General features: G+C 75.0%; 9 protein-coding genes. 5 read left to right on the plus strand and 4 right to left on the minus strand.

Going from position 1 to position 13,359, the window contains the following annotated elements; translation table 11 throughout:
- The first annotated feature begins 146 nt into the window (after positions 1-146).
- Genes ACFRFC_RS05125 through ACFRFC_RS05135 form a run of 3 tightly spaced genes read left to right on the plus strand, consistent with a single transcriptional unit; the run spans position 147 to position 3,828 of the window.
- Positions 147-446, plus strand: coding sequence for an SHOCT domain-containing protein (locus tag ACFRFC_RS05125; protein ID WP_382683268.1), 300 nt, complete (start codon positions 147-149; stop codon positions 444-446).
- Entirely contained in the window at positions 446-1,270 is an 825-nt protein-coding gene (locus tag ACFRFC_RS05130; protein ID WP_382683265.1) for an ABC transporter ATP-binding protein, read from the plus strand. Before ACFRFC_RS05125 ends, ACFRFC_RS05130 begins: the two co-directional genes overlap by 1 nt.
- On the plus strand, positions 1,267-3,828 hold the full coding sequence (locus ACFRFC_RS05135) for an ABC transporter permease (protein WP_382683262.1): 2,562 nt from the start codon (positions 1,267-1,269) through the stop codon (positions 3,826-3,828). Before ACFRFC_RS05130 ends, ACFRFC_RS05135 begins: the two co-directional genes overlap by 4 nt.
- A gap of 375 nt (positions 3,829-4,203) precedes the next feature.
- Here ACFRFC_RS05135 and ACFRFC_RS05140 read toward each other — a convergent pair whose 3' ends face one another.
- Complete coding sequence (locus ACFRFC_RS05140) at positions 4,204-4,743, minus strand: ATP-binding protein (RefSeq protein WP_382683259.1); 540 nt, start codon at positions 4,741-4,743, stop codon at positions 4,204-4,206.
- Between the two features lie 330 nt (positions 4,744-5,073).
- Positions 5,074-5,397 (minus strand): hypothetical protein, encoded by a 324-nt coding sequence (locus ACFRFC_RS05145; RefSeq protein WP_382683256.1) that lies wholly within the window; start codon positions 5,395-5,397, stop codon positions 5,074-5,076.
- A 449-nt stretch (positions 5,398-5,846) separates the two neighbouring features.
- Here ACFRFC_RS05145 and ACFRFC_RS05150 point away from each other — a divergent pair, with 449 nt between their 5' ends.
- The gene (locus ACFRFC_RS05150; RefSeq protein WP_382683254.1) at positions 5,847-6,971 is read left to right on the plus strand and encodes a PLP-dependent cysteine synthase family protein; all 1,125 of its coding nucleotides are present in this window, start codon (positions 5,847-5,849) and stop codon (positions 6,969-6,971) included.
- A 142-nt stretch (positions 6,972-7,113) separates the two neighbouring features.
- Here ACFRFC_RS05150 and ACFRFC_RS05155 read toward each other — a convergent pair whose 3' ends face one another.
- The gene (locus ACFRFC_RS05155) at positions 7,114-7,941 is read right to left on the minus strand and encodes a DeoR/GlpR family DNA-binding transcription regulator (protein WP_382683251.1); all 828 of its coding nucleotides are present in this window, start codon (positions 7,939-7,941) and stop codon (positions 7,114-7,116) included.
- A 382-nt stretch (positions 7,942-8,323) separates the two neighbouring features.
- Between ACFRFC_RS05155 and ACFRFC_RS05160 the strand changes: the two genes are divergently transcribed.
- Positions 8,324-10,744 carry a hypothetical protein gene (locus ACFRFC_RS05160; RefSeq protein WP_382683248.1) on the plus strand — a complete coding sequence of 807 codons (2,421 nt, stop codon included), beginning with the start codon at positions 8,324-8,326 and terminating at the stop codon, positions 10,742-10,744.
- Between the two features lie 216 nt (positions 10,745-10,960).
- On the opposite strand, the gene ACFRFC_RS05165 is transcribed toward ACFRFC_RS05160, so the two are convergent.
- Complete coding sequence (locus ACFRFC_RS05165; RefSeq protein WP_382683245.1) at positions 10,961-13,114, minus strand: FUSC family protein; 2,154 nt, start codon at positions 13,112-13,114, stop codon at positions 10,961-10,963.
- Between the last annotated feature and the right edge of the window lie 245 nt (positions 13,115-13,359).

Consider the following 13,359-nt stretch of genomic DNA (forward strand, 5'->3'; position numbering starts at 1 on the left):
CCGGGGGAAGCAGCCGGTATCCCCGCCCGTACTCCCGGGGACGTACCCGCACAGCCGCTGGCCGTACGACGACCCGGCACCCCGCGCGGAGCGAGGTTGGAGGCATCGGAAGAACCGACCCGCTACCACCTGGGAGATGACCTGAGATGCAGACCCTCGCGGACTGGGGCGGCGGTGGCGGTGGGCCCGGCCCCTGGATCCTGTTGTTCCCGCTGATCTGGGCGGCCGCCGTGGCGGGTGTCGTGACCGTGCTGCGGCGCACCGCCGGGCGCGGGCGGCGCGGACCGTGGCCCGCCGGGCGGGACGTGCGCCCGAGCGGTGACTCGCCGATCGCCGTGCTCGGCCGCCGGTTCGCCGCCGGTGAGATCGACGAGGACGAGTACTGGCGGCGGCTGTCCGTCCTGGACGAGCAGTTCGGCCCCGCGCCGGGCAAGGGCGGCCTGTGATGACGACGACGACCAACGCCCGCGCGGCCGCGCGGGTCGTGGACGCCGTGAAGGTCTACGGCCGCGGCGACACCGAGGTACGGGCCCTGGACGGGGTGAGCGTCGGCTTTCCGGCCGGGCGGTTCACCGCGATCATGGGGCCCTCCGGCTCGGGCAAGTCCACGCTGATGCACTGCGCGGCCGGACTCGACACACTCGGCTCCGGCGCCGCCTTCATCGGCGGCACCGAGCTGGGCACCCTGGACGACCGACGGCTCACCCTGCTGCGCCGGGACCGGATCGGCTTCGTGTTCCAGGCGTTCAACCTGGTGCCCACGCTGACCGTCGCCGAGAACATCACCCTGCCACTGGACCTCGCGGGCCGCCGCGGCGACCCGGAGTGGACCGACGCGCTGATCGACATCGTGGGGCTGCGTGACCGGCTGCGGCACCGGCCCGCCGAACTGTCCGGCGGACAGCAGCAGCGGGTCGCGGTGGCCCGCGCCCTCGCCGGGCGCCCGGACGTCGTCTTCGCCGACGAACCCACCGGCAACCTGGACTCCCGCTCCGGCGCGGAGGTGCTCGGGCTGCTCGGCCGGGCCGTACGCACCATGGACCGGACCGTCGTCATGGTCACCCACGACCCGGTCGCCGCCGCCCATGCCGACGAGGTGCTCTTCCTCGCCGACGGCCGGCTGGTCGACCGGATGACGGCGCCGACCGCCGACAAGGTCCTGGACCGGCTCAAAGCCTTCGAGGTACGGGCCTTCGAGGTACGGGCCTTCGAGGTACGAGCCTTGGAGGGGCGAACCTTGGAGGGGCGAGCCTTCGAGGGGCCGTCATGAACGCCGCCGTACGGCTCAGCCGTTCCTCCCTGCGCGCCCACAGGCGCCGCTTCGCCGGGACGTTCCTCGCCGTCCTCCTCGGTGTGTCCTTCCTCGCCGGGACCCTTGTCATGGGGGACACCCTGCGCGCCGGGTTCGACACCCTGTTCGGCGACGCCACCAGCGGCACGGACGCCGTCGTCCGCTCCGCCGACGCGATCACCACGCCCGGGGAGACCCAGGGCGTACGGCAGCCGGTGCCGACGGAGCTGGCGGCGACCGTCGAGCGGGTGCCCGGCGTCGCGGCGGCCGTGCCCGTCATCGAGGGCGCCGGGCAACTCCTCGGCGCCGACGGCGAACCCATCGGCGGCAACGGCCCGCCGACCCTCGCCGGCAACTGGATCACCGACCCGGAGCTGAACCCGTACCGGCTCGCCGCCGGACGGGCCCCGCAGCGGTCCGGTGAGGTCGTCGTCAACGCGGGCACGGCCGAGCGCGGCGGGCTGCGCGTCGGCGACCGGACCGTGCTGCGCACACCCGACCCGGTCGACGTCACCGTCGTCGGCCTCGCGACCTTCGGCGGCGCCGACGGTATGGCCCAGGTGACCTACACGGGGATGACCCTCGCGGACGCCGAGCGCCATCTGACCGCACGGCCCGGCGAGGCGTCCGACATCCGGGTGCGGGCCGAGACCGGGGTGAGCGAGGCCGAGCTGGTACGGCGGCTCGCCGAGGTCCTGCCGAGCGGCACCGAGGCGATCACCGGCCAGGAACTGGCGCGGGAGAACACCGACATGATCTCCGGGCAGTTCCTCACCCTCTTCACCACCTTCCTGCTGGTCTTCTCCGGTGTCGCCCTGCTGGTCGCGACCTTCTCCATCCACAACACCTTCGCGATCGTGGTGGCCCAGCGCACCCGCGAGCACGCCCTGCTGCGCGCCCTCGGCGCCGCCCGCCGCCAGCTCACCGCCCTCACCCTGATCGAGGCGTCCGCCGTCGCCGTCACCGCCTCCCTGGCGGGCCTCGCGGGCGGCATCGGCGTCGCGGCCGGGCTCCAGGCGCTGTTCCCGGCGCTCGGATTCCCCTTCCCCGAGGGCGACTTGGTGATCGGCGCGCTGTCCCTCGCCCTGCCGCTCGCCGTCGGGATCGTGGTCTGCCTGGGCTCGGCCCTGCTCCCCGCCGTACGCGCCGGGCGCATCGCACCCCTGGCCGCCCTGCGCGAGAGTGCCGTCGACACCTCGGGCGCCTCCCGCCCCCGCGCGCTCACCGGCGCCGCGCTCCTCGCCCTCGCGGCGGCGGCGACCCTGACCGGCGTCCTGGCCACCCCGTCCCTCTGGCTCGCCGCCACCGGAGCGGTGCCGGCCCTCGCCGCGTTCGTGGTCCTCGGCCCGGTCGCGGCCGGCCCGGCGGTACGTGCGCTCGGCGCCCCACTGGACCGGCTGCGGGGCGTCACGGGTGCCCTGGCCCGCCGCAACGCCCTGCGCAGCCCGCGCCGCACCGCCGCCACCGCGAGCGCCCTGATGATCGGCGTGGCGGTCGTGTCCCTGTTCACCGTGTTCGGCGCCTCGCTGAAGGCGACCATGGACCGGACGGTCGCCCGGTCCTTCGCGGGGGACGTGGCGATCAGCACACCCGGGTTCGGCGCGGGCGGCAGCGGGCTGAGCCCACGGCTCGCGGCGGAGATCGCCGGGCTGCCGGAGGTGGACACGGCCGTGGGACTCGGACGCGGGGTCGCCGAGGTCAACGGCGACGGACGCGCGCTGACCGTCACCGGCCCGGCCGCGCTCGCCCGCGTCCTCGACCTAGGCACGATCCGCGGCGACCTCACCGGCCTCGGCACCGACGGCATCGCGCTCACCGAGACGGAGGCCGACGGACACGGCGTGGGCGTCGGCGACCCGCTCCGCCTCACCTTCACCGACGGCGACCGCCGGACCTTCACCGTCCGGGCGGTGTACGGGCCGTCCGAGCTGGCGGGGGACTACCTCCTCACCCGGGACGCCTGGGCCCCGCACCGCACGCAGGACGCCGACACCCTGGTCGCGGTCTCCTTCGCCGACGGCGTCGACCCGGCCGCGGGCAAGGCGGCCGTGGAACGCGTGGCGGCCGGGTACGGCGATCCGGACGTCCAGACCCGCGCCGAGTACGCCACGTCGTCGGCGTCCGGCATCGACATGATGCTCACCCTCGTCTACGCGCTGCTCGCCCTCGCCGTGCTGATCGCCCTGCTGGGCATCGCCAACACCCTCACCCTGGCCGTCCACGAACGCACCCGCGAACTGGGCCTGCTCCGCGCGGTCGGCCAGACCCGGTCCCAGACCCGGGCGATGGTCCGCTGGGAGTCCGTCCTGGTCGCCGCCTTCGGCACGGTCGGTGGCCTCGGCCTCGGCGCCTTCCTCGCCTGGGTCCTGGTCCGCGCGTCCGACGGCGCGAGCGACAGCGCGTTCACCTTCGCGGTGCCGCCGCTGAGCCTGCTGGTGATCGCCCTGGTCGGCCTGACAGCGGGCGCCCTCGCGGGCCTACGGCCTGCGGCGCGGGCGGCACGGCTGGATGTGCTGCGGGCGATCGGCACGGAGTAGGTCTCGCTGGCGCGAGCGGGGCAGGAGATGAGGGGTGCAACACCGGACGTGCGCAGCAACTGGCGGCGACGCGGATCTCCTGGAGCAGCTCCGCGTACGTCGCCACCAGCCGGGCGCGCTCGGGTTCCTCGGCAGCGTCTCTCCCGAGGGTTCGAGGAACCTCGGGAAAACGCACCGGAGCCGGAGCCGGAATCGGAGCCGGAATCGGAATCGGACTCGGGGACAGACCCGGGACGGACTCGGGACGGACTCGGGACCGGCCCGGCCGACAGAGAGGCCGACAGGCCCCCGCCGAGAACCCCATGGGACCTGTGCCACGGTCGCCGCACGGTCGACGGCCCCGGCACAGGCCCCAGGGCCCCGGTCACCGCCTGGTCAGCCGGGAACGGCCGAGCGGGCGGGAGTGTGTCCGGGCCTGCGGGCGTCGGTGGCGAGACCGGCGTGTTCGACCTCGGCGAAGACCGGTGCCGGTTCGGCGATCGGGCGGCGCGAGGGCTGCGCGGGCTTCGCGACCGCGCGGGAGGGTGCGGGCAGGATGAACCACACGACCTTGCCACGGTCGCCGTCCGGCCGGGCGCCCCAGCTCTCGCTCACGGCCGCCACCATCGCGAGCCCCCGCCCGCAGGTGGCCAGCGGATCCGCGTCCGACAGCTCGGGCAGCCGGGGGTCGTGGTCGCGCACCGAGACCGTCAGCCGGTCGAGCAGCAGCTCGATCTCCACGGTGCAGGTCTTGTCGGGCTGGGCGTGCCGGTGAACATTGCTCAGCAGCTCGGTGACACCGAGCGAGGCACGGTCTATGAGCGGATCCAGATGCCAGTAACGCAATTGCGCGGAAACGATTCTGCGGACCTGTCCGATCCGCGACGGCAGGGCTTGCAGCTCCACCGTGCAGTGTCTGCTGGGGTGACTGATCACGGCTGCGACTCCCCGACATTGAGGCCCGGAAGAACACGGAGTTGGTGCCGGGGCAAGACGCCGCAGACGCGGCGGCCCGCCTGGCTGTGGTGCCCGGCGGGCTGGTTCGCAGCGTTGTCGCCGGTAAACCCAGAGTGACGTGTGACAAGCGTGACGCATGGGGTGCGGCACCGCAACTCGCGGTGACCGAGCCGTCACGCCCGCCCCGTGCGCCCGGCGCGGCGACCCGTCACGCATACCCCGTGCGCCCGGCGCACGACCCCGATGAACCGGCTGAACGCGAGGGACAGGAGGAACACGAGGAACAGGAGGAACCGGCGGCGCCCCGGCTCACTCCTCGCGCCCCGACGCCCGGCGCACCGCCTCGATGAACCGCCGGGCCGCCGGTGGTCCGGGCTGCCCCGGCGGCGGGTCGTCCTCGCCGAGGGTGAGCAGATACCGCGTGCCGTTCAGGTCCGCGAGCGCCCGGTCGTCCGGCGCGAACCACGGCTTCGAGGCGCGCACCGCCCCCACCGGGGCGCTGTCGATCTCGCTTCCGTAGCTGGTGAGCAGTTCCAGCCTGCCGCCGCTGATCCGGACCTGCCCCGCCCGGGTGAGCGACCGCAGCCCCTTGCCTATCCGCACGCCGCTCGCCGTGAACTCCGGCTCCGCCATGCCCCTGCCCCCTTGCCCGCCCCGCCGTTCGCCCTACCGCCGGACCCGACCCGCGCGCCCGCGCGTGCCCGGTGATCCACCCCGGTCCACGAAACCCGGAACCGCGCGGCCACCGCCGTACACCTCGGCCGCCCGAACCGTACGGCTCCCACCACATCAACCGTACGGCCGTACGAGCCGATCCCCGCGCGGTGCAGTGTGCCCGCACCCGCGCTCGCGCACCAGTGCGCGCGGCCCCTTCACGCCGGTCGCCCGGAGCACTCACGCAATGCGCCCCCGCACCACCGCGCCCGCCCGGTCACCGCCCCCCGCCGCTCACCCGTGCCCAGGCCCGGCTTTGAGCCGCTCAAAGATGCGTTTATGCAGGTGAGGAGCGTTGGATGACGTGCCTATGATCGAGGTGCGGCCCGCGCGGCGAGAGCGTCGGCGCGCAGCGTAAGGAGCCCGCCGTGAGCACCCCTCAGCAGACCCGGCCCGCAGCGACCCTCGACATCGACCGCACCGACCCCGCCTACCGCGCCTGGCTCAAAGAAGCCGTCCGCAAGGTCCAGGCCGACGCCAACCGCTCGGCCGACACCCATCTGCTCCGCTTCCCGCTCCCCGAGACCTGGGGCATCGACCTCTATCTCAAGGACGAGTCCACCCACCCCACCGGCAGCCTCAAACACCGCCTCGCCCGCTCCCTGTTCCTGTACGGGCTGTGCAACGGCTGGATCCGGCCAGGGCGCCCGGTGATCGAGGCGTCCAGCGGCTCCACGGCCGTCTCCGAGGCGTACTTCGCGAAGCTGATCGGCGTCCCCTTCATCGCGGTGATGCCCCGCACGACCAGCGCCGAGAAGTGCCGCCTGATCGAGTTCCACGGCGGCCGGTGCCACTTCGTGGACGACGCGCGCGGGATCTACGAGGAGTCGGCCCGGCTCGCGGAGGAGACCGGCGGCCACTACATGGACCAGTTCACCTACGCCGAACGCGCCACGGACTGGCGCGGCAACAACAACATCGCCGAGTCCGTCTTCCGCCAGCTGGAGCTGGAGCGCCACCCCGAGCCCGCCTGGATCGTCGCCACCGCCGGCACGGGCGGCACCTCGGCGACCATCGCCCGCTATGTGCACTACATGCAGTACGACACCCGCATCTGTGTCGCCGACCCCGACAACTCCTGCTTCTTCGAGGGCTGGACCACCGGCGCCCCCGGCGTCACCTGCGACTCCGGCTCCCGTATCGAGGGCATCGGCCGCCCCCGGATGGAACCGAGCTTCGTGCCCGGCGCGATCGACCGCATGATGAAGGTGCCGGACGCGGCGAGCGTGGCCGCCGTCCGCGCCCTGGAGCGGGCCATCGGCCGCAAGGCGGGCGGCTCGACCGGCACCGGCCTGTGGAGCGCCCTGAAGATCGCCGCCGAGATGGTCGCGCAGGGCAGACAGGGCAGCGTGGTGACGCTGCTGTGCGACCCGGGGGACCGGTACCTCGACAAGTACTACTCCGACACCTGGCTCGCACAGCAGGGGCTGGACATCGGGCCGTACACGACGGCGATCGAGACCCTGCTGGAGACGGGGGTGTGGCCGGACTGAGGCAGTGTCTTGCGGGCTCCGGGCTCCGGGCTGCGGTCACCGGACAAACAGGCCGCACAGCCTCACTTGCGGTACGTCAGCTGCCCGCCACGCCTGCCGGGCCTCAGGCGTGGATGTCGCCGGGTGCCGCCCCCACCGGACCTCAGTTGCCGGTGTCGCCCACCGGCTCCCCGGCCACCACCAGCCGCATGTGCTCCGCGATCTCCGTACGCGTGGCCGCGTCCATCCCGGCGTCGGTGACCAGCGTGTCGATCTGCTCCAGCGTCGCGAAGGAACTCAGACCCACCGTGCCCCACTTGGTGTGGTCGGCGACCACCACGACCCGCCGCGCGGACCGCACCAGCCGCCGGTTGGTCTCCGCCTCCGCGAGATTCGGCGTCGACAGACCCACCCCCGGCGCCATCCCGTGCACGCCGAGGAACAGCAGGTCGAAGTGGAGCGTCGCGATCGCCTGATCGGCGACCGGGCCCACCAGCGAGTCGGACGGGGTGCGCACCCCGCCGGTCAGCACCACCGTCGCCGCGCCCGGCCGCGGCCCCGCCGACCGCTGCGCCGCGTGGAAGACGTCCGCGACCCGCACCGAGTTGGTGACCACGGTCAGATCGGCCACGTCCAGCAGCCGCTGCGCCAGCGCGTACGTCGTCGTACCGCCCGAGAGCGCGATCGCCGCGCCCGGCGCCACCAGTTCGGCCGCCGCGTGCGCGATCTGGTCCTTCGCGCTCGGTTCCAGACCCGACTTGGCCTCGAAACCGGGCTCGTGGGTGCTGGCGTCCAGCAGCGGGACCGCGCCGCCGTGCACCTTCTCCAGCACGCCCTGCCGGGCCAGCGCGTCCAGATCCCGGCGGACCGTCATGTCGGACACCCCGAGCCTGCGCGTCAGCTCGTTCACCCGGACGCCGCCCCGGCGCCGCACCTCGTCCAGGATCAGGGCACGCCGCTGCTCCGCGAGGAGGTTCTGATTCTCACTCACGTCAGCTCCGGTCCTTTCGCCGCTGGCCTGCGACACCCCTGCGACACCCTTTCGTCGCCCCTGCGCCCCTGCGCCCCTGCTGCGACGCACGGGACGCCGGGTGGCGGGCGCGGGGCGTCCCATCCTCGCACGGGCCGGCCCGGCCGGCGCCACCGGTCGCGGCGGCGCGCGCATGCCACTCCGTGTCCGCTCCGTGGCCGGTCCGTCACAATGATCGGGGAGATTCGGTGACGACGGGTGCACGCGCACGGACCCGCGGAGATCCTGGGCGCGCACCCCGCACCACGCCGTCAGCGAACCGCCGTACGGCACGTCAGAACGCGGTGGGGCACACCATCACGCCGTCCGGCAGTCCGGCACGTCTCGGGGGAAGAACACGACAGTGGAACGCGCGCAGGAACAGGCCGCCGCGGGCACGGCGGCCGGGCAGGAACCGACGACCGCTCTGGAACTCCTGGTCCACGGAGTGGGCGGGGCCACGCCGGAGGAGATGCTGAACGACCCGCGCACCGAACGGGTCACCGGCGACCACATCGCGGCGATCTTCCGCCGCGCCGGCGACGTCCACGCGGAGCGAGGGCCACGAGGCCCCGGCGGCGAGCCCGTCCAGGAGGCGTACGTCTGGTCCAACCTCACCTCCGGCAACGGCGCCCGCGCCCTGTGGCTGTTGCTGCTGCCGTTCATGGTCGCCAACCTCGCCCACTGGATGCGCCCGCCCACCCGCGGCCGCACCCGCGCGGTGCGCTGCTACGGGCTGCTGGTACGGCTCGCCGGACTCACCCTGACCGTGCTGATGGTGGCCGCCGCCTGCGAGGTCGCCCTGGATCTCGCCGCCTGGCAGTGCGCGGGCACCCGCGCGTGCGCCGAGCGCAACTCCTGGCTCGGCTTTCTGTCCCCGGCCCTGTCCCACGACGGCTGGTGGACCCTGCCCGGCCGCCGCCTCGCCCTGGCCGCCCTCGTCCCCACCGCCCTGGTCGCCCTCCTGTGGTACCTCTCCCACCGCACCTGGAGCGCCTACGAATCGGCCCGCCCGATGCCCGACCCGGACGAGACCGACGCCCCGCCGGAACCGGTCGAGCCCTCCGCCCACGCCCTGTCCGCCCACCCGCGATCCGGGCGCACCGATGCCGGTGACGAACCCGCCCGCACCGCGCTGGGGCGGCCCGGATTCTGGTTCGGGCGGCGGCTGGTCGCCCGGTTGCGGGCCGCGCACACCGCCGCCGGACTGCTCACCGTGGCCGCCGCCCTGCACTGGGCCGCGCTCCGCCACGACCGCGAGCCCGGCGGCCCGGCCGCCCTCCATCTGCTCGGCCTGCTCCTCGCCGCCGCGCTGGCCGCGGGCTTCACGACCGTGCTGTGGGTGATCTGCCGCCGGGGCCGCAGCGAACGCCGCCTCGACCGCGAACTCGACGCCCGTCTCGTACGGGGGCTGCCGCTCGCCGCGACGGCCCTGCTGCTCCTCGCCGTGCTGTACGCGGGCTGGGCCCGCCCCGGCTGGCACTCCACCCGAGGGCTGCCGGGCGATGCCGCCTTCGGCGCGATCACCCTGCTCCAGGGCCTGCTCGCCCTCGCCCTGTGCGGGGTCGCCCAGGCCCTGCACCGGGCCCGGCCCGAGCCCCGCTGCGCCCTGCGCGGCCTCGGCGGCCCCGCCGTCGCCCTGCTGGCCTGCGCACTCGGCGGGGTCTTCTCCGGCGGCGTCTCCCAGCGCGTCGCCGACTGGCTGGACGGCACCGGAGCGGCCATCCCCGGCCCGCCCGTCCTGCTCACCTGGCAGGCATCCGTCATCCCGCCCCTGCTGCTGGTCCTCCTGCTCGTCGCGGCCTGGCTGGTGTGGGGCACCCTGCGGCTGGCCCGCGCCGAACAGCCCGATGTGGCGCACGACTACCCCGAGGAGCAGGCGGACGACGGCCGCACCCGCCGGATCGCCCACACCCGCGCCATGGCCACGCTCACCGACCGGGCGCCCATGCTGATCGCCGCGACCGCCGTGGTGACCCTGCTGCTCGGCGCGGGCGCCCTCGCCGGCGCCCTGGCCACCGGCGAGACCCCGGCGCGGGCCGCCGCCGACGTCCACCCCTTCCTGCACGGCGCCGCCGTGACCGCGCAGACCCTCGGCTCCTGGCTGATAGGGCTCGGCTTCATACTGTTCGTCACCTCCGGCCGCCGCGCCTACAAGGACGCCTCCGCGCGGCGCACCATCGGCATCCTCTGGGACGTCGGCACCTTCTGGCCGCGCGCCGCCCACCCCTTCGCGCCGCCCTGCTACGCCGAGCGGGCGGTCCCCGACCTCAGCTGGCGGATGGCGACCTGGACCAGGGCCACCGGCGGGCGGCTGGTGATCTCCGGCCACTCCCAGGGCAGCGTCCTCGCCGCCGCGGCGGCCTGGCAACTGACCCCGGTGGTCCGCGCCCGGGTGGCGCTGCTGACGTACGGCTCCCCGCTGGAGCGGCTGTACGGCCGCTGGTTCCCCGCCTACTTCGGCCCCGCCGCGCTCGACGCGCTGCACCAGGACGTCGACTGCTGGCGCAATCTGTACCGGGACACCGACCCGATCGGCGGCCCCATCGGGCTGCCCGGCAGCTGCGGCCCCGAGATCGACCGCGCCGCCCTCGCCGACCCCCTGTCCTACGGCCGTACGGACCTGCACCCGCTGCCCGCACCGATCCTCGGCCACTCCGACTACCAGGCCGACCCCGCCTTCGCCGACGAACGGTCCCGCCTGCTGGCCCGATTGAGCCCGGAGGTGCCGGGGCCGCGGCCGGGGGGCGGGGGTGGGGGTGTGGGCGTGGGTGATGGTGATTAGGAGGGATCACCGGTGATCAGCGGGGGAGGGGGTGTCGTCCCGTCTCCCGTCCGGGGGCGGGGATGTTGTCCTCCCCGTCTGCGGCTGGGATCGGGGGTGTTGTCCTCCTCGCCCGGGGCCGGGGGCCGGGGATGTTGTCCTCCCCGCCAGGGCCGGGGATCGGAGATGTTGTCCACCACCCGCCTACGACTGGGGGATCGGGGACGTTGCCCCCGCCTACGACCGACGGATCGGGGATGTCGTCTCCCCGCCCACGGCCGGGGGATCGGGGATGCCGTCCACCCCGCCCCCGACCGCCGTCTCCAGATCCGCCGTCAGTCCCGCCAGCCAGACCTCCACGTCCACCACCAGAGACAGTGTCGCCGCCGGTTCCCGCCGGGCGGCGTCCCACGGCAGCGGGGCCTGACTGACCCGCACCCCGTCCGCCGGGAACTCCGCCGCCCGTTCCCCCGCCGCCGCCACCTGACCGGCCGCCTCGTGGGCCCACCGCCGCACGGCGGGCGGGAAGTCCGGCGGGCCGTGCTCGCGCGGCAGCCAGTAGGCGCCGATCAGCACCCGGGAACCGTAGTTGAGGGCGGCGAGCCAGTCGGGGCCGTCCTCGCCCGTGTGCGGCACGGGTTCCGCGCGGTACTGCGCGTACGCGGCCTCCGCGATCTGGAGCCGGTGCAGGGCGAGCCACTGCATCCCCGCCGCGACCTTCCCGCCCGCGGCCCGGCCGCCCCCGCCCGTCACGGCGTCGGCGGTGGCCCGCACCAGCGGCCCGGACGTGTGCAGCAGCGCCGACACACCCCGCCGGATCTCGGCCCGCGCGCCGGACGGCCACGCCAGCAGCCCGCACACCAGCCCGATCGCGCTGCCGGTCAGCACATCGACGAGCCGCGCCTCCGCCAGCCGCCAGGTCACCGGCGCGAGCTGCGCGAACGCCGTCGAGACGACCAGCGTGAACAGGCCCTGCGCCCACGCCGGTCCGCCGACCGGCCCGACCGAGAAGGCCACCAGCATCATCGGCACCAGCAGGAACTCGTACACCTCGATGGTGTCACCCGCCCCGATCACCAGCACGCCCGCCGCGATCGAGCCCAGCAGGGTGCCCAGGGCCGCCGAGCGGACGGCGGACCAGGTGGCGCCCGCCGTGGTCCGCCCGAGGGTGAGCACGGCCAGCAGCACCCAGAACCCGTGCGAGAGGTCGAACGACCCGGCCACCAGCCGGGCGAGCGCCAGCCCCAGCATCGTCCGGACGGCGTTCTGGAACACCACCGAGTGCGGGGTGAAGTTCCCGGCGACACGCACGAACCACAGCCGGGGCGTGGAGCGTTCCGCGTACCAGAACTGCTCCTCGGGCAGCCCCGGCACCGAGCGCCGGCGCCGCCCGGCCGCGAGGGCGACGGCGGTGCGTACGGTCATGGCGGACACCGCGGCCGACAGCACCGTCGACCGCCGCCGCAGCACCGCGTGCAGCGAGCCTTCGGGCCCGTCCGGGAGCCGTGCGCGCTCGACCAGGAACCGGTCGGCCATCTCCACGATCACCCCGGGACCGGCCGCGGGGCGCCGCCCGCGCAGAATGCCGGCCATGTCCGCGGCGGTCGCCGCGATCCCCCGCAGCAGGGTCTGGGCGGACAGGTCCACCGGGCAGGGCGGGAGTTCGGTGAGGGACGCGAGCTGATCGAGCAGCCGGCGGGTCGCGGAACCGGCCTGGGCCAGGGCGCGGTCGGTGCGTCCGGCGCCCGTGGGGCGGCTGCCGGCCGGCTGCTGCGAGAAGCGCAGGTCCCGGCCCGCCGCCCGCAGCCGCGCCGCCCGCCCGGCGTCCGCGTCCGCCTCCCGGGTCAGCCGCCGCGCGGCCCGGGCCGCGAGATCCAGGGCTCCGGCGAGCCGGTCCTCGTACGACGGCTGCCACGGCCGGGGGAGCAGCAGCAGTTCGCACAGGATCAGCGCGCCCGCCCCGACGGCCAGCCCGGTCAGCCGCTCGGGCGCGGTGCCGGGGGCGTACGGCGGGAAGCAGGCCAGGATGTAGCAGAGCTGGAGTCCGGGAACGGTGGCCGCCAGCCGGGGCGCGCACGCCGCGCCGAAGGTCAGCACGAACCCCACGACCAGCATGCCGACGGCCGCCGCCCAGGTCGCCACGGCCAGCACCGTACCGAGGACGATCAGTACGGCGGCGCCCGGCAGGGCCCGCAGTACCGTCGTGGCACGGTGGCGCCCGGAGCCCGGCAGCGGGGACAGCGCGCCGAAGGCGATCGCCGCGAACAGGGCGTAGACGGCGACGACGGGCTGGTCCAGCAGATGCGCCGCCGGGTAGAAGCCGACCGTCGCCGCGACCGTGACCCGCAGCGACCGCCGGGCCGCGTCGGCCAGCCCCGCCGACTTCGGCATGCACGTCCCTCCCCACGGGCTCGCCCGACGCGGGTCCCGACGCGGGGAGTTCCGCGTCGACGGATGTCCGCGACGGGGATTTCCGCCTGGACGGGTGTCCGCCACGCCGAGTTCCGCCTGGACGGACGTCCGTCAAGGCGAGTTCCGGGCGTCGACCCATGCTGCCGGGCAGGATCCGGACGCGCCGCCCGCCGCACCAACGTCCCGCCCGGGACCGCCCGACCGGCCCACCGCGCCGCCGCGCG

Source organism: Streptomyces sp. NPDC056734 (assembly GCF_042790455.1).
Classification (GTDB): Bacteria; Actinomycetota; Actinomycetes; order Streptomycetales; family Streptomycetaceae; genus Streptomyces.

What these genes read in the sequence shown, in the direction of transcription:
- ACFRFC_RS05125 (WP_382683268.1), top strand. Translation starts at nt 147, where the DNA reads ATGCAGACCCTCGCGGACTGGGGCGGCGGTGGCGGTGGGCCCGGCCCC.
- ACFRFC_RS05135 (WP_382683262.1), top strand. Translation starts at nt 1,267, where the DNA reads ATGAACGCCGCCGTACGGCTCAGCCGTTCCTCCCTGCGCGCCCACAGG.
- ACFRFC_RS05145 (WP_382683256.1), bottom strand. Translation starts at nt 5,397, where the DNA reads ATGGCGGAGCCGGAGTTCACGGCGAGCGGCGTGCGGATAGGCAAGGGG.
- ACFRFC_RS05165 (WP_382683245.1), bottom strand. Translation starts at nt 13,114, where the DNA reads ATGCCGAAGTCGGCGGGGCTGGCCGACGCGGCCCGGCGGTCGCTGCGG.
- ACFRFC_RS05130 (WP_382683265.1), top strand. Translation starts at nt 446, where the DNA reads ATGACGACGACGACCAACGCCCGCGCGGCCGCGCGGGTCGTGGACGCC.